Annotated in this window: 15 protein-coding genes and 1 pseudogene; 9 read left to right on the top strand and 7 right to left on the bottom strand. The window is 54.1% G+C overall.

What is annotated here, in order from left to right; all coding sequences use genetic code 11:
• Positions 1–334 precede the first annotated feature (334 nt).
• Positions 335–2,902: an HWE histidine kinase domain-containing protein gene (locus PLU01S_RS16730; RefSeq protein WP_074828970.1), complete on the top strand. Its 2,568-nt coding sequence runs from the start codon at positions 335–337 to the stop codon at positions 2,900–2,902.
• Positions 2,903–2,954: 52 nt separating this feature from the next.
• Here PLU01S_RS16730 and PLU01S_RS16735 read toward each other — a convergent pair whose 3' ends face one another.
• The 3 genes and pseudogenes from PLU01S_RS16735 to PLU01S_RS26650 all read right to left on the bottom strand — a co-directional run.
• Positions 2,955–4,631, bottom strand: a complete 1,677-nt coding sequence (locus PLU01S_RS16735; protein WP_074828973.1) for a Na+/H+ antiporter — start codon at positions 4,629–4,631, stop codon at positions 2,955–2,957.
• 767 nt (positions 4,632–5,398) lie between these two features.
• The gene (locus PLU01S_RS26645; RefSeq protein ID WP_376748369.1) at positions 5,399–6,163 is read right to left on the bottom strand and encodes a methyl-accepting chemotaxis protein; all 765 of its coding nucleotides are present in this window, start codon (positions 6,161–6,163) and stop codon (positions 5,399–5,401) included.
• Between the two features lie 90 nt (positions 6,164–6,253).
• Positions 6,254–7,288, bottom strand: a pseudogene (locus PLU01S_RS26650) (HAMP domain-containing protein); the annotation flags it as partial.
• Positions 7,289–7,627: 339 nt separating this feature from the next.
• Here PLU01S_RS26650 and yghX point away from each other — a divergent pair.
• From yghX to PLU01S_RS16770, 6 genes are all read left to right on the top strand, one after another.
• A complete protein-coding gene (yghX, locus tag PLU01S_RS16745; RefSeq protein WP_074828978.1) occupies positions 7,628–8,515 on the top strand; it encodes a YghX family hydrolase in 888 nt (295 codons plus the stop codon).
• 321 nt (positions 8,516–8,836) lie between these two features.
• Positions 8,837–9,382 carry a peptide-methionine (S)-S-oxide reductase MsrA gene (gene msrA, locus PLU01S_RS16750; RefSeq protein WP_074828980.1) on the top strand — a complete coding sequence of 182 codons (546 nt, stop codon included), beginning with the start codon at positions 8,837–8,839 and terminating at the stop codon, positions 9,380–9,382.
• 243 nt (positions 9,383–9,625) lie between these two features.
• Positions 9,626–10,762 (top strand): RNA ligase RtcB family protein, encoded by a 1,137-nt coding sequence (locus PLU01S_RS16755; protein WP_074828984.1) that lies wholly within the window; start codon positions 9,626–9,628, stop codon positions 10,760–10,762.
• A complete protein-coding gene (gene prfH / locus PLU01S_RS16760) occupies positions 10,759–11,289 on the top strand; it encodes a peptide chain release factor H (RefSeq protein WP_233432227.1) in 531 nt (176 codons plus the stop codon). Before PLU01S_RS16755 ends, prfH begins: the two co-directional genes overlap by 4 nt.
• 340 nt (positions 11,290–11,629) lie before the next feature.
• Positions 11,630–12,670 carry a LacI family DNA-binding transcriptional regulator gene (locus PLU01S_RS16765; RefSeq protein WP_074828987.1) on the top strand — a complete coding sequence of 347 codons (1,041 nt, stop codon included), beginning with the start codon at positions 11,630–11,632 and terminating at the stop codon, positions 12,668–12,670.
• A gap of 318 nt (positions 12,671–12,988) precedes the next feature.
• The gene (locus PLU01S_RS16770) at positions 12,989–14,347 is read left to right on the top strand and encodes an MFS transporter (RefSeq protein WP_074828988.1); all 1,359 of its coding nucleotides are present in this window, start codon (positions 12,989–12,991) and stop codon (positions 14,345–14,347) included.
• Positions 14,348–14,439: 92 nt separating this feature from the next.
• Here PLU01S_RS16770 and PLU01S_RS16775 read toward each other — a convergent pair whose 3' ends face one another.
• Together PLU01S_RS16775 and PLU01S_RS16780 are read right to left on the bottom strand one after the other, a co-directional pair.
• The gene (locus PLU01S_RS16775; protein WP_010798739.1) at positions 14,440–14,892 is read right to left on the bottom strand and encodes an Hsp20 family protein; all 453 of its coding nucleotides are present in this window, start codon (positions 14,890–14,892) and stop codon (positions 14,440–14,442) included.
• Positions 14,893–15,044: 152 nt separating this feature from the next.
• The gene (locus PLU01S_RS16780; RefSeq protein WP_074828989.1) at positions 15,045–15,956 is read right to left on the bottom strand and encodes a DMT family transporter; all 912 of its coding nucleotides are present in this window, start codon (positions 15,954–15,956) and stop codon (positions 15,045–15,047) included.
• Positions 15,957–16,090: 134 nt separating this feature from the next.
• Between PLU01S_RS16780 and PLU01S_RS16785 the strand changes: the two genes are divergently transcribed.
• Positions 16,091–16,975 carry an AraC family transcriptional regulator gene (locus PLU01S_RS16785; RefSeq protein ID WP_074828991.1) on the top strand — a complete coding sequence of 295 codons (885 nt, stop codon included), beginning with the start codon at positions 16,091–16,093 and terminating at the stop codon, positions 16,973–16,975.
• Between the two features lie 110 nt (positions 16,976–17,085).
• Entirely contained in the window at positions 17,086–17,475 is a 390-nt protein-coding gene (locus PLU01S_RS16790; RefSeq protein WP_074828994.1) for a response regulator, read from the top strand.
• Positions 17,476–18,119: 644 nt separating this feature from the next.
• Here PLU01S_RS16790 and acuI read toward each other — a convergent pair.
• Positions 18,120–19,103 (bottom strand): acrylyl-CoA reductase (NADPH), encoded by a 984-nt coding sequence (acuI, locus tag PLU01S_RS16795; protein ID WP_074828997.1) that lies wholly within the window; start codon positions 19,101–19,103, stop codon positions 18,120–18,122.
• 45 nt (positions 19,104–19,148) lie between these two features.
• Positions 19,149–19,781, bottom strand: a complete 633-nt coding sequence (acuR, locus tag PLU01S_RS16800; RefSeq protein WP_173869126.1) for an acrylate utilization transcriptional regulator AcuR — start codon at positions 19,779–19,781, stop codon at positions 19,149–19,151.
• Between the last annotated feature and the right edge of the window lie 106 nt (positions 19,782–19,887).

Below are 19,887 nucleotides of genomic sequence, written 5' to 3' on the forward strand. Positions count from 1 at the left end.
GACAGATTGCAGCCACTCTATTTTAATTATCGCAATAATAGTAAAGTGCGATAAAGTTCACGTATTGATAGGTGCAATACGTGCTGGACAGACGTAGGCTTGAATAAGAATGCACCGATTGGCTCCGTACGGTGCTCTATGAAGATACGGCTCGACCAGCGGTCTGATCGTACTGCGTTCAGACTGGCTCACTGTTATGCTCATCAAAGCGGCTCTAAGGAACTTGCTCACTCACGCAGCGCCTTATCCCGTTCTCCTAACCACTGATCTTTCTTTACGTGTTTTTCACGTGCAACGTGTCAAATTAAACGTTTGTTCTAGGAGGCTCTCGTCTGTGAGTGAGTCGTACCAGCCCGTATCCGAGGGCGTGGATTTAAGCGTCTGTGAGCGTGAACCTATCCATGTTCCTGGTTCTATTCAGCCACATGGATTTCTTTTGGGATGCAGCCTGCCTGATTGGAAAATCATTCAGGCTTCAGCCAACACGGCTGACTACCTCAAAGGATACTCACCCGATTATCTGCTTGGGCTTGATCTTGAGCAGGTACTGCCTTTGGAAGCCGTTCACTCGCTACGTAACCTCCTGCAGACGACGATGCTGTCCGGCACGGCAGAGCGCCTGAACCGCATGTCGCTGGACAACAGCGACGTATTTTACGATATGGCCGTTCATGTCTCGGGCGGGATAGCCATCATCGAGGGCACGCCAAGTCTGGATAACACCGCGGCGGCTGACCCTGTCACGCTCGTCAAAGGCCTGATCGGGCGGCTCAAGCGCGCTCCGACCCTTGACCGCTTCCTGAAACAGGCGGCTCAGCAGATCAGGGCATTCACCGGCTACGACCGGGTCATGATCTACAAGTTTTTACACGATAACTCCGGCCAGGTCATTGCCGAGGCGGTAAGGCCCGGCATGGATGCTTTTCTCGGGCTGCATTATCCCGCCTCGGATATTCCGGCTCAGGCCCGAGCGCTCTACAAGCGTCAATGGCTACGTGTAATTACCGATACAGCTTATATGCCCGTTCCATTGGTGCCAGGCTTTGGACCGGATGGCCTGCCTATGGACCTCAGCCTTGCTACCTTGCGCAGCGTCTCGCCCGTACACATCGAGTATCTGCACAACATGAACGTGCGAGCCACGATGACCGTTTCCATTATGCGGGGGGAAGAGCTATGGGGCTTGATTGCCTGCCACCATAGCGAGCCTTATCGCTTGAGCGGTCCCATGAGCGCTGCCGCAGAACTGTTTGGGCAGGTGTTGTCGCTTCAGATGGAAGCGAGGGAGCATCAGGATGAGCTGCGCCTAGTCAGCAGCGCGCATGAGGCGCATGACCGGCTGATCGCCAGCATGTCACCCCGTGAGACGCTATTCGATAATTTGGCCGCCTATGCCGGAAACTTGAATGACATCATCCCCTGTGACGGCATCGGGGTATGGTCGGACAGCCGTTTCACCGGCTTTGGTATCACGCCTCCACCTGAGATGGTAGAGCCGCTGATTCAGTTTCTGAGTATGGGCAGTTCCAATGCGGTACTCGCCACCCACGAACTGAGCAAACTTTTTCCTCCCGCACGGGCTTATGCGCAGGCCGTCAGCGGGGTACTGGCGATACCCTTCTCTCGCTCCCCCCGAGACTATTTGCTGTTTTTCCGTCGTGAATTCGTGCAGACCATCACCTGGGGAGGCAATCCAGACAAACCGGTCACGCCGGGCGAGCGCATCAGCCCACGTAAAAGCTTTGAGGCATGGAAACAAACAGTTGGGGGGCAGTCACTACCCTGGCGCTCCGATGAAAAACAGATTGCCGAGACCTTGCGCATCTCGCTTCTGGAAGTGATTCTTCGGCGTGCCGAATTGATTGCGCAGGAGCGGCAGGTTGCCCAGGAAAGCCAATCGCTGCTCATTGCCGAGCTCAACCATCGGGTCAAGAATATTCTTAGCCTGATTCGGGCAGTGGTCCGTCAGAGTGGTCAGCAGACCACATCCGTCAAAGACTTTACTGCAGATCTTGAGCATCGCATCAACGCCCTCGCTCAGGCGCATGACCAGATGAATCAGGTCGGTTGGGCCTCGGCGCCATTGCTTCACTTGCTGGAAGCCGAAGCCCAAGTCTGGGCTTACGGTGCGCAGGATCGTGTGATGTTTTCCGGTCCCTCGGTCATCCTGGATGCACGGGCCTATCAGACGCTAGCACTGGTTTTCCATGAAATGATGACCAATGCGGTTAAGTATGGCGCCTTGAGCCGCCCGACCGGGCATCTGCTGGTGTCCTGGTTCCTGGTGAGTGATCAGGACCTTCGGATCGAGTGGTGTGAAAGCGGAGGGCCGATAGTAAGCGCGCCTTCCCGCCGAGGATTTGGATCGGTCGTTATCGAGCGGACCATTCCCTTCGAGCTGCAAGGTGAGGCCCGGATCGAATACCGAATCGAAGGTGTCCAGGGCAGTTTTTTGATCCCGGCACGCCATGTGAGTGTGGGGAATGTTACTGAGCTGAAAACGGCGCCTACGCTGGTCACGGCGCAATCGTTGGCAGAGAAAAAACTGTTGCTGGTAGAGGACAGCATGATGATCGCGTTGGATGCACAGGCAATGCTCCAGGAAGCTGGCGCTGATGTGGAGATTGCCGGAACGGTCAACGAAGCACGCCGCGCTTTGGGCTTTACTCATTTCGACGTAGTCGTACTGGATGTGAATCTGTCGGGGGAGACCAGTCTGGCTATTGCAGACGAGCTGGCTGATGCCAAACATCCCTTCATTTTCGCAACAGGCTATGGCGAAAACACGGTGATTCCTGATCGCTTCAAGGATATCCCGCTCATTTCCAAGCCTTACAGCGCCGGGTCGCTTACCCATGCGATCAATCGGTTTGATATCACCCAAGAGCTTGATCGCTTGTAATGACCAGCGCTGCGTAAGCAGGCCCCAACGTTACGGAGCCTGCTTACATCATTTAGTGATGCTGCCTGGTTGCGCTTGCAGTCAAAGCGGTTTCGATCAGATCCACCTCCCTCACCAGCTTTTGTAGCGTACTGTCATTGATATGATGACGGCTACGCAGCTTGTAATATTCAGTGCGCTCCGCCTTGAGCGCCTGCAGACGCGTTTCCCGCTCAAGATCGCGTCGCGCTTCGAGAAGCGGGGTCGGCAGCTCGTGGTTATTGATCTCCATACGCTTGTGATAGTAGTCCATCAGATGGAGGGTGATCTCGTTGAACGCGACGATAATCTCTTCATCCCCTTGGTGGTCCGCCAGTACCTTCGCTTTTTCTTGGTGATAGTTTTCAATGTGCCGGATTGCCGCCTCGGCCCCACGAATACGCGCATGGCGCTCCTCTTCATATTCGCGGCTGTCTTCAGGCAGATCCAGCCCGCACAACACCAGAGGAAGACCTACGCTTCCGGTAATCAAGGTGAACAGAATGACGCCGGTCGCCAGGAAGATCAGCAGCTCACGGGCCGGAAACGGCGTACCGTCATTCAGCATCTCTGGCAGCGACAAGGCAGCCGCCAAGGTAATGGTGCCTCGAATACCTGCCAATGTCCCGGCCAACATGACGCGAGCGGAGACAGACCGCGCTGGCTTGCGACGCAACAGCCGAGGCATATGTGCGGCACCAAATATCCAGAGAAACCGCATCCCTAGAAGCGCAATCGAAATCAGCGCGACGAAACCCAGCAACTCAATAAACGGCAGCGTAGTGCCTGCACTGGTCGTTGCGTTAAGCGCGCCGCCAATGATTTCGGGCAATTGGAAACCGAGTAGCAGAAATACCAATGCGTTAAGCACAAACTCCAGCATTTCCCAGACACTGCGCGTCTGGATACGGGACGTGGTCTGATCCTGGCGTTTGAGGTCAAGCCGGTTGATGACCATACCCGCTGCCACAGCGGAGAGAATACCGGACAGATGAAAATGCTCCGCCAGCAGAAACGCCGCAAAGGGTAGCAGCAGGAGCAGCAGTACGATCTGAATCGTCGAAGCTTCGCCAAGGTGCCGCTCGATCAGACGGGTCCGCACCACATTAAAGGCCAGCGCCAGTAAGGCGCCCATCAGTAGCCCACCCAGGGAAATCAGCAGAAATCCTACTGTTGCCTGTGCCAGAGAGAACGCACCGGTCAGGGCTGCGGCTACCGCGAACTTGAATGCCACAAGACCGGACGCATCATTCATGAGCGACTCGCCCTCAAGAATGTGCATCAGCCTCGGTGGTACCGGAAGTCGACCGGAAATAGCCGATACCGCGACGGCATCCGTAGGTGAAAGAATCGCCGTCAGTGCAAAGCAGACAGGCAAAGGCAAACCGGGGAATAACCAGTGAACCACATATCCCACACCAATTACGGTTACCAGTACAAGGCCCAGCGCCAATGCCAGAATAGGCCCACGAAGCAGCATGAATTCGCGCTGCGGGAACCTTCGCGCATCGGCAAATAGAAGTGGGGCAATGAATAGGAGCATGAACAGCTCAGGCTGAAGCTCCACATGCAGCCCGCTGGCAGGCCAGGCCAGTAGCGCACCAAAAGCAATCTGTACAAGCGGTGTGGGCAGTGATGGTAGAAAGCGAGCCGCCACCCCAGTAGCCGAGGCGACAAGTAAAAGCATTAAAACAAGATAAACCGTATCCATGAATCTTTAGAAAAATCCCTGTCAATGAAGAACCATAAAGCGCTTTAGCGCTATGGAATAAGCGTTCCGACCCCCTCAGGCGTGTCTTCCGATGTCCCTCGGATAATGGTGTTGATTTAGCTTCTGAGGCCTTTTCAGCGTAGGTGAGGTGAGCGTTGACACCGATAACATAATCGCGACTAGGCGCTATACAGCGGCGCACCCCGTCATCACCTTCTTTTCCTGAGTCGACCTGAAAGCATGAGGAATTCGGATACAGCCTTGAATCGCCAATATGTGTAAAAATGTTTCTGAAAGGACTGGGAAATCGACAGAAGCAGTCAGGGCTTCATGCCGTTTGATAGAAAAGCTTTCCGTGCCAGTCTCCTTATTAAAGCCGATTGGTTTTCTTACGACTGGATCAACTCAATAACGGTAAGCCATTACCAAGCGAAGCGACTCTAAAAGTTCACTTATATTAATAAGGTCCCTATGTTGTCAGCCATAGGCCTGTTTACCACGTTACAGCGATAGCGATGTCCAGTTTTAAAGAAGCTGTTCTTGGCTGGCGCTACGAACATTCTTCTGGAATCAAAAATAAGGTTCAGACGACATATCAGTTATCTGAACTATCCCAGGAGAGCTATAGGCGGCGGTAGGACGGGTTTAGCTGAGTGCCTAGACCTGCTTACCGCTGAGACCACCTAAATAAAAAGGGAGCGAATAACATGATTCACTCCCTTAGAAATGGTTGTGCCTAACGCTAGCTTGTCAGGGCTAGCATCAACTCAGATGCGGAACCCACCAACCAAGTGCTGCAAGCGAGCGGCTTCCTGCTCCAGGGCCGTACAGGCCTGTAGTGTAGATTCCAGGTTCGCCACGCTTTGCTGGTTCAACAGGTTGATCTCACTAATATCCATGTTCAGTGTTTCAACAACTGCCGTCTGCTCTTCAGTTGCCGCCGCGACCGACTGGTTTTGCCCATCAATATCACCGATCAGCTGAGTTACGCTGTCCAGACGTGCCCCTGCTCGTTCGGCAACGCTCATGCTGTGCGTACTCTGCTCTTGGCTTTCGCGCATCAGCTGTACGGCATCTCGCGAACCGGTTTGCAGCTCTTCGATCATTTGATGAATCTGCTGCGCCGAACTCTGGGTGCGGCTCGCCAGGGAACGTACCTCATCAGCAACCACAGCGAAGCCACGTCCCGCCTCGCCGGCTCGGGCGGCTTCAATCGCCGCGTTAAGCGCCAGCAAATTGGTTTGCTCGGATATGCCCCGAATGACATCAAGAATCTGGCCGATATTAGCCGCCTTGCCGTTCAACGCTTCGATGTGGTCACACGATGTGCCAATCTTCTGTGATAAGGCCTGCATGGCTTGCAGCGCTTCGCCGAGCACTTTGCGGCCTTCCTCGCCCTGCATACGTGCAGTACTGGCATCACTAGATGCATGGGCGGCATTCCCAGCGATTTCCTGGGCCGCAGCACCCAGTTCATTGATGGCCGCAGCGACACTGTTGGTGCGCTGGGACTGATTATCAGACTGCTGCATGGAAGCCGTAGAGGCATCTAGCACGAGGCGACTCACCTGATTCAACTCACTCGAGCTTTGTGCAACGTTACGAATCGAGTCATGGATACGGGCAACGAAACGGTTGAATGCCGTGGCTAGTGCACCGAATTCATCACGGGCTTCAACGGGTAGACGACGAGTCAGGTCGCCTTCGCCCTCGGCAATGTTGTCCATTGCGCGGGTCAAATCACGCAGAGGGCGTAACAGTGTCTGCAGCAGCAAACCCAGCAAAACGATAATCGCCACGACGGCAACCAGTGTCGCCACAATCGCCAGATTACGCGCCTTGATAACCGGGGCATACGCCTTGTCCTTATCGATAGACAACCCCAGGTACCACTTGACAGAGGGTAGGCCTTCTACCGGCGTAAAACTGATCAGGCGGTCCAGACCATTTTGGCGCGTCTCGCTAAAACCAGGCGCCAGGGTAGGTGTAGCCTCGGGGAAAATATCCTTAAGGTTTTTTAGCACCTGATCTGTATGACTGCTGACAAGAATCTTTCCTTCGCTATCGACCAGAAAGGCCTCACCAAGGCCACCGGCATCCAGAGATGTGATGATACTGACCAGCGTTGACAGGTTCAGGTCACCGCCCACAACGCCCGCCAGTTGACCGTTCTGCATGAGCGGTGTCGCAATGGTTACACCTAGCTGGCCTGAGGAAGCAAAAACATAGGGCGCCGTCAAAACAGTACTGCCAGCGGTGGTTGCTGAATTATACCAAGGGCGCTTGCGTGGATCGTAACCAGCAGGCAAGGTTCGCTCCGGACGCGTGGTATAGGTACCGTCTACCTGCCCCAGGTAAGTGGAATCAAAATTACCGGTGTAGATTTTCTGCTCAAGCAAACCCGCCAGGACCGCGGGTGAGCTGTCTCGCATCAGGGTTTGCGCCTGGCTTTCAATCAACTTGACTCGTGCATCGAGCCAGTAGGCAATATTGCCTGCGGTTACTTTGCCCGTTTCAGTCAAGGATGCCTGCAGGCTCTGATCGATTGCCTGACGTTGAAGATACGCATTGAAGCCGGCAAAGCCGGCCAGGGCAACAGTAACTACCAATGCAGCTGCCAGAAGAATCTTGTGGCTGAATTTCAGTTGCTTGAACATGAGACAGAATCTCTGGGTTGAAGGACGCGTTGCGATAGAAGGCGCAACTGAACTACAGCTATCGGCTTTCGCGTCAAATGCTTGAGCAGCTTGTTCGTTTATCGAGCAGATGCGAATTTGGTAGAAACAAGTACAGGCTTGATTAAAAGGCCATCACCCCTCGCCCCCCTCTCTAAGGCCCTACAGGCATGGCCTACCTTCGCACAACAGTTGGAAACACCAATAGCGATTGCCGCCTGGACGATTTTCCGATAACTACCCTTATGATGTTTATGAAAGCGATCCACTTCCTTTAAGCCTTAAGCAATCCCCCGCCTGCACCCAACAAGGAGAACATGCATGGCCCGTCTTACCGCAAAAGATTTCGCGCCTGAGCTGCTTGAACTGTATGACTATTACGTGCATGGGCGAATCAATCGCCGGGAGTTTCTCGACCGTGCAGGTAAGTTCGCCGTAGGCGGATTGGCCGCCACGACGCTTCTTGCCGCCTTGAGTCCAGATTATGCACTGGCACAGCAAGTCGAATTTACCGATCCTGAAATCATCCCTGAATACATTTCCTACCCCTCGCCTAAAGGGCATGGACATGTCCGTGGCTATCTCGTGCGACCTGCGCAGGCCAAGGGAAAGGTTCCAGGTATTGTCGTCGCTCATGAAAACCGTGGACTCAACCCCTACATTGAGGACGTTGCGCGGCGCCTGGCAAAGGCTGGATTCGTGGCGCTGGCTCCTGATGGCTTGAGTTCCGTAGGCGGCTATCCGGGAAATGACGACAAGGGGCGCGAGCTTCAGCAAACCGTTAATCCCGAAAAGCTGATGAACGACTTTTTTGCTGCCGTCGAATGGCTCATGGGGCATGAGCTCACAACTGGCAAGGTAGGAATCACCGGTTTCTGCTATGGCGGAGGCGTAGCCAATGCGGCAGCTGTCGCCTATCCCGAACTCGGCGCGGCCGTACCGTTTTATGGCAAGCAACCCAGAGTGGAAGATGTCCCTCGCATCAAGGCACCGTTACTCATTCATTATGCCGAGCGGGATGAGCGTATCAATGAAAGTTGGCCTGCCTATGAGAGCGCCTTGAAAGCCGCTGGCAAAACCTATGAAGTCTATATCTATCCCGGCACCAATCACGGATTTCATAATGATTCGACGCCACGTTATGACGAAGCCGCCGCAACGCTGGCCTGGGAGCGAACACTGAGCTGGTTTCGCACTTATCTGGCCTAAAGTGCAGAACTATTGAAATAGACTCTGCAAGGCACCATTTCAATTATAGGTGAATGCGCTGCAAGCTATCTTAACCAGGATCAGATCGCCGATGGCTTTTTTGTGTCCGGTACGGCGGAGTGCATTCCTGAAGGCCCAACCACCGGACTTCACGAGAGCAAGGCGTATACTCGCCAAGCGTTTGACCCATAACGATATTTGCAACCTCTGGCCGCAGAAGCGCTGATCGAAATAGCGTAGAGTAAGCACAAATCGATTGTTACGTGTTCCGCACAGGTTTGATCAGCCAGTCATCCCAACACCATGCTTTAGGAGAATTTTATGGCGACCGAATACATGACCGTTGCAGGAGGCTGCTTCTGGTGCGTAGAGGCAGTATTCAAGGATGTCATCGGAGTCGTTTCCGTCGAGAGTGGCTATACCGGCGGCAAAACGGTCAACCCCACCTATGAGCAGGTTTGTGAGGGTAATACCGACCATGCCGAAGCCATCCGTATTGGCTACGACCCTGACGTGATCAGCTATGGCGAGTTGCTCGATATTCACTTTGCAACCCATGACCCGACCCAGCTCAACCGACAGGGTAACGACATGGGCACGCAGTACCGTACTGCCCTGTTCCCGGCAAACCCCGAACAGGAAACCGAGGCCCGAGCGGCGATTGCACGTGCACAGGAAGGTCTCTCAGCGCCCATCGTGACCACGATCGAGCCATTGGGGCCCTGGTATCCGGCAGAGGGCTATCATCAGAACTATTGGGAGGAGCGTGGACGCGCCAACCAGTACTGCATGGCGGTCATTCCACCCAAGCTTCAAAAGCTGCGCAAGAGCTTTGCCCAACGGTCAAAAACCTCGACCGAGGGCTGATTTGCTCAGGGTAGCCCTTCTTGTGGCTACCCTCTCCTTTTCTGCACTGGATTTTCTGCACCCAAGCCACTACTATCTGCTTCCCTTTTCTTTCTATCTTGCAAGGAGCCTGACCATGCGACGCGCTTTCACTCTTTGCAGGTCCTGCCAGGCGTAAACGCTTTTCTGCGCACCTAAGCGCACGCTTTGCCCGGCTCCGGCATGCCTCTCCCTGAATTATTGTTTACCCATCAGGAATTGGTTATGGGCAATTGCATTCGTACTTTATCGGAACGCGTCAACCTTATCGCATCCGATAATCTCTGGATCGAAGGTACTGCGATACAGCAGTTGGAAACTACTGCCAGATTGACTGGTATGGTCCGGGTCTCCGGCATGCCGGACCTTCACCCAGGCCGTGGCTACCCAGTAGGCGCCGCGTTCTTCTCTGAAAATGTTATCTATCCAGCCCTGGTTGGAAATGATATCGGCTGCGGCATGGCGCTCTGGCAGACTGATATCCGAGCTGGCAAGCTGAATCTCGACAAACTCGAACGGCGCCTGGGCAGTATCGACGGGCCACTGGACAACAGTTGGGCCGAAGACGTACAGGCCTTTTCTCTTTCCAGAACAGGCTATGAAGCCTCTCTGGGCACGATTGGCGGCGGCAATCACTTTGCCGAGCTTCAAGCCATCGATACCGTTCATGACGAAACGCTGGTCGCTTCGCTGGGACTGGATCGAAAAACCCTGCTTCTGCTTGTGCACAGCGGATCGCGAGGCTATGGCGAGTCGGTTTTACGTAGGCATGTCGAGGCGTTCGGGCATGCTGGTCTCGACCCTAGATCACCCGAAGGGCTCGAGTACCTAGCCTTGCATGATCAGGGCCTGCGCTATGCAGAAGCCAATCGCCAGCTCATCGCCAGACGACTCCTGGCGAATCTGCGTGCAGAGGGTCGTCAGGTGCTGGATATCAACCATAACCTTGTGTCCTCAGCCAGCATTGAGGGTGTGCAGGGCTGGCTGCATCGCAAGGGCGCCACTCCGGCCGACGCGGGGCCAGTCATCATTCCGGGCTCTCGTGGGTCCTATAGCTGGCTGGTCAAACCGATCCCCTCGGCAACCAGTCTCTTTTCCCTAGCCCACGGTGCCGGCAGAAAATGGCTCAGGACAGAGTGCCGCGATCGGTTATCCAACCGCTTCTCGTTCGATCAATTGAAGCGCACGTCCCTGGGCAGCCGGGTCGTCTGCGAGGACAAGGCGTTGATGTATGAGGAAGCACCAGAAGCGTACAAGGACATCGACAGCATCATCGAAACCCTGCAAGGTGCTTCACTGGTCACGGTCATAGCCCGGCTTAAACCGGTACTGACCTACAAGCGACGGGGGTGCTGCCCGTGAGACTCCTGCAACTCTCATCGGCCCAAGGCCCGGCCGAGTGCGAGCTGGCCGTAACCAAGGCGCTTCGTCTTCTCGAAAAAGAAGCCGAACGCGAGGATGTGCTGCTGTCAGTGATTGAACAGACGGATGGCGAGCACCGCGGCACCGTTAGCTCTGTACTTCTGGTATTGGAAGGCGAGCGCAGCGAGCCACTGGCCAGCCGATGGAACGGCAGTCTGCTCTGGATATGTCAAAGTCCTTACCGGCCTCAGCATGGCAGAAAGAACTGGTATTTTGGCGCCAGGGTATTTATGCCGCCTGCGTCAGCCTCCTCGGGATCGATACGCTTCGAGTACGTGCGGGCCTCAGGGCCCGGCGGTCAGCACGTGAACAAGACGGACTCTGCCGTTCGGGCTACTCATGTGCAGAGCGGGCTTTCGGTCAAGGTGCAAAGCGAGCGCAGCCAGCATGCCAACAAGCGCCTGGCAATGGCATTGATTGAGCAAAAACTTGCGCAGTACACCGAGGACGCCCAGGCAGCTCAGTGACTGGATAGACGCTTGTTCCATCATGAGATTGAGCGCGGTAACCCGGTTCGTACATTTCGCGGAATGCGTTTTACTGAAAAGTGAGGGATTGAGCGGCAAGCGTATAGCTTGCCGCTCTTGTATGAGTCCTCAAATCAAACGCTAGCCCGCAGCATGTCGGACTTTGGCTGAATTTTGCCTAATCCGAACAATGGCCCATCATTATCAGTTGGAACGCAGAGGGATGCGCTGCCAAAGGGTAACGGCTCAGCAATAGCTCTGGATACCCACGACAGAACGCATACAAGAAAAGCGCAAGCCGTTAAGATGGCGCTCTGCTTCATTGTTGGCCTCGAAGGTAATGGCAAGAAAATCATCGAAAACCGCCTCCGGGCCCTCTTCTGGTACTCCCGCCCTGACCTTGATTGATGTCGCCAAGGTGGCGGGTGTCTCACCCATTACGGTTTCCCGAGCACTCCATCGCCCAGAGATCGTAAGCGAGGCCGCCCGGGAAAAGGTCTTGGCCGCCGTCAAAGCCACCGGATATGTTCCCAATATGTTGGCGGGAGGCCTGGCTTCGAATAAAAGTCGGCTGGTCGCCATCTTCCTGCCGACAATTGCACACTCTATTTTTGCCGACACGGTACAGGCCTTGATCGATCAGCTAACTGCATCAGGATACCAGACGATGATAGGTCTGACCGGCTACTCCCCTGAACAGGAAGAGCAGCTTTTGGCAGCTGTGCTCGGTCGGCGGCCTGATGGGATTGTACTGACTGGCACACTTCATACCGAAGAAAGCCGTGAACGACTGTCCCGCTCCTCCATTCCGGTAGTTGAAGCATGGGAGCTGGGCACCGAGCCCATCGACATGCAAATTGGCTTTTCCCATGAAGCCGTTGGGCGCGCTATGGCCGATTATCTCTATGGCAAAGGGTATCGTCAGTTTGGACTGGTTTCGGTCGACGACATACGAGCTCTAAAGCGTGGACGTGCCCTGCTGGACCAACTGGCGTCATTAGGCATTACGGATGTACCTGTCGAGATCATGCAAACGCCTGCCACGCTATTAAGTGGTCGTGAAGGTTTGCGCCAGCTCAAGGGGCGTGGCTCGCTTCCTGAAGTGGTGGTATGCAGTTCCGATACAGTTGCCCAAGGCATTCTGGCAGAAGCGGCCAGTCAGGGGATCAAGGTACCTGAAGAACTAGCCGTTCTAGGATTTGGCGACCTATCCAGCGCGGCTCATGTATACCCTGCACTCTCGACTGTGAATGTTGATGGTGCCCGAATGGGCAAGCTCATTGCGAAGGCCCTGCTGGCGCGCTTTCAAAATCCTGACCAACATACCGAGCCGGTACAGTTGGACACTGGGTTCACAATTGTGGAACGCTCCACAACCTGATTCAACGGCAGGCGGCTATTCGTCAGCCTCTTACACTTTAATGATTGCGCAATCACATCAAGATCGGTTATCAATAGACACAACCGATTGGTGTGATGGTGCCTTTAATGATTGCGCAATCAGACAAGGCACCATCTGATCACTATAAAAAGGACAACAACCGTGAAACATATCGAACCGCGTACTCAGTTATCCCTTCCCTCTCACTTATTGCCTGTTACCCACTCAGGCGCATAGCTCCAGCTCGCTTCCTTTCTGCCATACCGCTCTACGGGGTGAGGCTAATCATCGACAACAATAAATATCGAGGTGAACGTTATGGGCGATACACGGCAAACCCGGGTCCGCTATCTGATTCTCCTGATGCTGTTCCTGGTAACAACGATCAACTATGCGGATAGAGCCACCATTTCGATTGGCGGCTCCAGTATGCAAAAGGATTTGGGAATCGATGCCGTCACGCTCGGCTACATCTTCTCTGCTTTTGGTTGGGCCTATGTGCTGGGCCAGATCCCCGGGGGCTGGCTACTTGACCGCTTCGGTTCAAAACGCGTTTACGCCACGGGTATTTTCATCTGGTCACTGTTTACTCTGCTTCAGGGCTTTGTTGGCATGATGCCTGTAGCCTGGGCCGTGGTTACGCTGTTCGTTCTACGTTTTCTGGTGGGATTTGCCGAAGCGCCTTCATTTCCGGGTAACGCCCGCATCGTTGCAGCCTGGTTCCCCACTGCAGAGCGCGGTACCGCTTCGGCCGTGTTCAACTCTGCACAATACTTCGCAACGGCATTGTTTGCACCGCTGATGGGCTGGATCGTTTACAGCTTCGGTTGGGAACATGTGTTTGTTGTCATGGGTGTATTGGGCATCATTTTCTCCGGCATCTGGATGAAAACGATCTATAACCCCAAGGATCATCCACGGGCGAATGCGGCGGAAATTGCACACATCGAAAAGAACGGTGGTCTGGTCGATATGGACCAGGCACGTGGCACCAACAACGGCCCTAAATGGCACTACATCAGCCAACTGCTGACCAATCGCATGATGCTGGGCGTTTACCTCGGTCAGTATTGCATCAACGCCATCACTTACTTCTTCCTGACCTGGTTCCCGGTCTACCTCGTCCAAGAACGTGGGATGACCATTCTGAAGGCTGGTTTCATTGCGTCTTTGCCGGCAATCTGCGGCTTCATTGGAGGTGTACTGGGCGGAATCATCTCCGACTGGTTGCTGCGTCGCGGTAATACACTGACCTTCTCCCGTAAATTACCGATCGTATGCGGACTGCTGCTATCTACCACCATGGTGTTCTGTAACTATGTGGATGCCGAATGGATGGTAGTTGGCTTCATGACGCTGGCTTTCTTCGGAAAGGGATTGGGTGCACTGGGTTGGGCGGTTGTATCGGACACGTCACCCAAGCAGATCGCAGGCCTTTCAGGCGGTCTCTTCAACACGTTCGGCAACATCGCTTCTATTACCACGCCCATTATCATTGGCTACATCATTGCGGTAACGGGCTCGTTCCGCTGGGCGTTGGTGTATGTAGGTGCCAACGCGCTAATCGCAGTCTTTAGCTACCTGTTCATCGTTGGCAAGATACAGCGTGTCGAGCTGCGCGATGAGAATGGCAAGCAATTGGCGGATACGTCGGTTCCTGCACCCGCCTCGGCCTGATCCAGCAAGGACCGGCTGAATAAGCCGGTCCTCCAATCAGATTGCTATACAGGCAAAGGGCGCCGTTGGGCGCCCTTTGCTGTCTTTGTTACTTATGCCGCTTCGTCATTCAATGCAGGACGCGCTTCACTGGCAATGGTAATGCGCTTTGGCTTTGCTTCTTCCGGCACCCGGCGAACCAGATCAATATTGAGCAAGCCATTGCGTAGGCTGGCGCCTTTAACCTCAATGTGCTCATCGAGCCGGAAGGACAGCCTGAAGGCACGCTGGGCAATACCTTGGTGCAGGTAGGTCACACCTTCAGCGGTGTGCTCACGCCGATCGGCACTTATTGTCAGCACACCACGCTCGACCTGAATATCCAGATCGTCTTCATGCAGGCCCGCTGCCGCAATCACGATGCGATAGTCGTTTTCGCCGTGCTTCTCAACATTGTAAGGCGGATAGCCTGGTACCGAATCACGCAGCGCCGACTCAAATAGATCATTGAAACGATCAAAGCCAACAGTGCTACGGAACAAAGGTGCAAGGGATAAACCAGTCATGATGAATCTCCTGAAGATCAGCAAGCTTCGATAACCCGGGACCCGATTTCGGCATCCCGCATGACCCTACATAAGGATAGTGAAAATACTTTCAAGCGGTCTGCCGACAAACGGGAAACCCAGTAAGCCTTTGTCTTTCAACTGCTTATTTTTTATCGCCCCATTGATGTCGCAGGTTTCAGCAAGGTCGAGCTACCCTTGGGTTTGCGAAATACCAGGATGTTGCCCAGCAGTACCAGCGCCAGCCCAAACAGTGCAGGCCATGTCCATTGGTATCCTTCCATCCATGCCGAGATGTTAAGGGCAACCACCGGAAACAGGACGGTGCAATAGGCCGCCCGCTCAGCACCCAGACGGCCAACCAGAGTCAGGTAGGCGGTAAATCCGATCACTGAGCCAGGAACGGCCAGATAGACCAGCGAACTGATGTAGCGCGTACTAAGGTCGACTGTAAAAGGCACCCCCTGTACAAGGCAGATCACCAATAGAATCAAGGCGCCGTACAACATGCCCCAGGCATTGCTCGTCAACGGGCGGATACCCACGCGCTGTTGCAGACTAGAAATCATGTTGCCCGCTGAAAAGCACAGTGTTCCTAACAAGGAGAGCCCAAGCCCTAGCCAAGTCTCATGGCTTGCCGTGTGGCTGCCCAGTTCCGGCCAGAACAACAGGGCGAGCCCCAGCAAACCCAATGCGCCCCCGGCCAAAACGTTGGCCGCGATGGTTTGCTTGAACCACAGGCGTGCGTTGAGGGCATTCCAGAGTGTGGCGGTTGAAAACACTACGGCAATCAGCCCACTGGCTATGTACTGGCTGGCCGAGTAAAAGCAGATGAAGTTCAGGCAGAACAGGCAAACACCTTGAGCCATGCAGAACAGCTGGCCGCGTTGATCCAATGGCTGTAGGCGACGGGTCGGTATCAGGATTAGAAACAGGACCAGCGCTGCAAGGGCGAAGCGATAGGCAATCGAAAGCGGAATGGCTACGGATTCGATCTGAAACTTGATGGCAATCCAGGTGGTGCCCCAGATCAGAACAGTCAACAGATAAAACGTAAGGTTCATGGTGGTCTCCAGCGGTCAGGAAACCAGTGTGGTGAATCAGTCCGTTGAAGAGTTGCACATTCTTGCGCTTTTTATTCTGGCATGCGGTTCGCGCCTCTCATAAGCCTTATGATGTAAAACCAGGAGACGTGATCATGCAGCAAGCCGACGACTTTCAAGTGTTTCGTACCTTAGACCAGGCCTCCAATGCACACCGTCTACGTCATACTGCGCTGGGCAATGGCATGGCGTTGGCGCAGTGGTATCGCAGCGATGCCGACGTGCTGGGCTACAGCAGCCCGGATCATCACACTTTGTCGCTCTATCTGGAAGGTGGCTGGCAGACGTTTCGCCTCGACCAGCCGGGCCACTATGGGGCGCCTGACCGATTCTGTGTTCTGCCAGCCGGACACGACTCTGACTGGTCAGTTACGCAAGGGCTGGGTTTCATGCATCTGTACGTCACCCCTGAGCAGTTGATGCTGGAAACCATCCGAGTTCTGGACAAGGAACCCCGGGCGATCCATCTGCAGGAACGCACTTACATGGAGGATCCTGCACTCGTTGCCATCTGCCGTGCGCTGGAACGCAGTGACTGGCAGGAACCTGGAGAGCGCCTGCTGTGCTCGAGCCTGGCGCACGAGGCGGTCAGCCATCTGCTGCTCAACGGGTGCGGGCCGCGCCAGGAGGTCCACTGGCGCGGCGGCCTTTCACCATCGGTCAGACGACGCATCCGCGACTATATTGACACCCACCTGGATAAACCGCTTGAGCTGTCGACACTGGCTGAAGAAGCCGCCTTGTCGACTTTTCACTTCAGCCGCATGTTCACGCTTTCATTCGGTATGCCACCTCACCGCTATGTACTGGCACGACGGCTCGCCAGGGCTCGAGAGCTACTGATCAATACCACGTTGCCACTTGCCCAGATTACGCTGGACTGCGGCTTTTCCAGCGCCAGTCACCTGAGCCGCCGATTTGTTCAGGTACATGGTGCAACACCGGGACAATACCGTACCGCCCTCTCACGCGCAGGTTGAAGTGCTAGAGGTCAGCCGTCCTGCCCAAAGACTGATCTCAAAGCCGCTCTGGCAGGCGGTCCTCCATAAAGCAGCTATGCTTTAAGTAAACCTTGATTGGATCACATCAAATGGATGTACATAATGCTGAAACATCACAGCGTTACGCCCCCATTGCGCTTGTAGCGGAAGACGAAGTCATGCTTCGTGAGCTAATGAGTGATGTGCTACAGAACGAAGGCTTTGAAGTAGCGGCGTTTGGTACGGCTGACGAGGCCCTGAACTTTCTGGAGGGCAAAGCGCTATTGGTAAGTGTGGTCGTATCGAATGTGAGAATGCCCGGACACATCAACGGCATCGACCTGGCGCATATCGTCTCAAAACGCTGGCCTTTTCTTCCAATCGTCTTGATGTCTGGCTATACCGGTCTGGAAATACAACTACCTAAGGATGTGCCTTTTCTACGCAAGCCATGGACAATCGACCAGCTGGCCACTGCTGTCAAAGAGATGAGGCGCTAAGCTAAGCAGCGCTTTCTGATTACAGCCTTTCCTGAATGATGTCAGGCTTCTTCCAGTGCTGAGTACTGTTGGTATCTGACCTCCATCCTGACTAATAGATGATTGATCCTATGCCCCTCGGTTGACGCAACTTCTGCCTGGATCGTCTGAAGCGCTTTACCTACCTAGCTAGCTTTTTAGATAGGTTTCGTTAGTCTGGTCAGCACTGAGTTTTATATGCGCTTCAACAGCCTCAAAAACGGTAAAGCAAGCCGGCAAGCGGCTAACTCTTCGGGTGTAGATTGCTACCTTGGATGCTATGGGCAGCCTGGTAACGCAAGGCATAGGAATAGCCATCGCGCCTGAAGCAACATATCTCTATAGTTAGCTGAAAAGAAGCCCTCAATGGTTAAGCCTGGGCGACCCGGTTATTGTATTTATGTACCTACTGCTTTGATATCCTCTCTCCATACGCAGCCGAGCTGGCGAAGCACATTCTACTGAGCTGCAAGTCTTTCCATTGGCCAGTTTGTTACTGGCTAATGGTTCTGAGGATAACGCTCAACAATCAAGTTGGGTTATGAACGAAGCCAGGAGCGGCTCAACAATAGCAGCTGCTTTACCAAGCACTTGGGCGCCAGACAGGTAACATCCACCAAGCCCTCTTAGCGATTCACGTTGACGACAAGCCGCCCGCGTATCTTGCCCTGAAGCAAATCAGTGGACGCAGTAATAGCCTCCCCTAGCGTAATTTCGCGTGTTATTTCAGACAGCATAGATAAATCGAGATCTGTCTGCAGGCGGTTCCAGGCCTCCACACGCCGCTCGTAGACCTGGGTGACGCTATTGATACCTAGCAGACTTACCCCGCGAAGAATGAAAGGCGCTACGGTTGCGGGCAGATCCATACCTTGTGCTAGACCACAGGCGGCTACCGCTCCTTCTGCCCGAGTGGCAGCACAGACATTTGCAAGCGTATGGCTACCCACCGAATCAATAGCTCCAGCCCAGCGCTCTTTGGAAAGCGGACGGCCCGGCTCAGACAGTTCGTTGCGGTTGATAACCGATTGGGCGCCAAGCTTTTTAAGGTACTCCGACTCCTCGGGTCTCCCTGTGGCAGCAATGACCGAATAACCGTTACGAGCTAGCAGAGAAACGGCGAAACTACCAACGCCACCATTAGCACCTGTTACCAGGATGTCTCCTTTATCAGGTGTGATTCCATGTCGCTCCAGCGCCATCAGGCAAAGCATGGCGGTGTATCCGGCAGTACCGATTGCCATGGCCTGGTGTTCGTCGAGCCCGGACGGTAGCGGGATCAGCCAATCACCCTGTACGCTGGCCTTTTGAGCCAGTCCACCCCAATGGCTTTCACCAACGCCCCATCCATTGAGCAGCACTCGGTCTCCAGACTTGTACCGTGGATGGGTACTTTCCTCAACAATCCCGGCAAAGTCTATTCCAGGCACCATGGGAAATTTGCGCACTACAGAGCTATTCCCTGTTATAGCCAGTCCGTCCTTGAAATTCAGCGTGCTATAGGAAACACGCACCGTTACATCCCCTTCAGGAAACTGGTCTTCGCTCATATCAGCCAGCCGAGCGTTATAGGTTGATGCATTCTTGTCGATGAGAATTGCTTTAAACATCATATCTCCTATTTAGACCAGTCGTCTTTAATTAGGCAGCAGCAGTTATGCTTTGATGCCATTCAGAAAGCCCTCAATAAAACAGTCGAGAGGCCGCACCGTCTGAGACAGTCGTGCACGTAGCACAGCGCCTTCCCAGCCAATCCAGAAGTAAGCAGCCCAATCATCACAATGACATCCAGACCGCAGCTGTCCTCTCTTTGCTGCCTCACGAAGGCAGTCAGCTAAACGCCGTTGCCAATCAAGCAAGGTCGCTTCTAGCTGGGAGCGAAAACTATCCGGCAGAACGAGTACTTCCTGTCCAAGATTGCCAACCAAACAGCCGCGTCGAAACTCGTACTTGGCCATACCGACTTTGGCATCCTCTACAAAGTTCTTTAGCCGCTGTATGGGATCAACGCTTTCATCCAATAACCAGCGGTCAAGCTTACGCGCGAAGTAAGCTGCGTAGCTCCTGAGCACTGCCTGCCCAAAGGCTTCCTTGCTATCGAAATAATGATAAAACGAGCCTTTAGGCACCTGTATTCGTTTAAGGACTAAGTCAATGCCTGTGGCGGCAAAGCCTTGCTCGGTAAAGATTTCCATACCCGCATGGATCAAAGCGTCACGCGTATCGGCGTGCTCTCGGGGAATCTTAGGTGGCCGACCTCGGCGGGCCGGTAAGGTACTGGTAGTCATGCCCTTATATTAGACCGATCGTCTTTAAAGTCAATTTTGAATACTGAAAGGCCATTTCTAGATGAGTAGCATCTGAATTTATGGAAAATGGTAGATAGCGGGAACT

The organism is Pseudomonas luteola NBRC 103146 (genome assembly GCF_002091675.1).
Lineage (GTDB): Bacteria > Pseudomonadota > Gammaproteobacteria > Pseudomonadales > Pseudomonadaceae > Chryseomonas > Chryseomonas luteola.

Coding starts and splice junctions, on each gene's coding strand:
- PLU01S_RS16780 (WP_074828989.1), bottom strand. CDS start 15,956: ATGAACCTTACGTTTTATCTGTTGACTGTTCTGATCTGGGGCACCACC.
- PLU01S_RS16790 (WP_074828994.1), top strand. CDS start 17,086: ATGGATGTACATAATGCTGAAACATCACAGCGTTACGCCCCCATTGCG.
- PLU01S_RS16765 (WP_074828987.1), top strand. CDS start 11,630: ATGGCAAGAAAATCATCGAAAACCGCCTCCGGGCCCTCTTCTGGTACT.
- acuI (WP_074828997.1), bottom strand. CDS start 19,103: ATGTTTAAAGCAATTCTCATCGACAAGAATGCATCAACCTATAACGCT.
- PLU01S_RS16775 (WP_010798739.1), bottom strand. CDS start 14,892: ATGACTGGTTTATCCCTTGCACCTTTGTTCCGTAGCACTGTTGGCTTT.
- acuR (WP_173869126.1), bottom strand. CDS start 19,781: ATGACTACCAGTACCTTACCGGCCCGCCGAGGTCGGCCACCTAAGATT.
- PLU01S_RS16755 (WP_074828984.1), top strand. CDS start 9,626: ATGGGCAATTGCATTCGTACTTTATCGGAACGCGTCAACCTTATCGCA.
- PLU01S_RS16785 (WP_074828991.1), top strand. CDS start 16,091: ATGCAGCAAGCCGACGACTTTCAAGTGTTTCGTACCTTAGACCAGGCC.
- PLU01S_RS16770 (WP_074828988.1), top strand. CDS start 12,989: ATGGGCGATACACGGCAAACCCGGGTCCGCTATCTGATTCTCCTGATG.
- PLU01S_RS26645 (WP_376748369.1), bottom strand. CDS start 6,163: ATGCAGCAGTCTGATAATCAGTCCCAGCGCACCAACAGTGTCGCTGCG.
- msrA (WP_074828980.1), top strand. CDS start 8,837: ATGGCGACCGAATACATGACCGTTGCAGGAGGCTGCTTCTGGTGCGTA.
- yghX (WP_074828978.1), top strand. CDS start 7,628: ATGGCCCGTCTTACCGCAAAAGATTTCGCGCCTGAGCTGCTTGAACTG.
- PLU01S_RS16735 (WP_074828973.1), bottom strand. CDS start 4,631: ATGGATACGGTTTATCTTGTTTTAATGCTTTTACTTGTCGCCTCGGCT.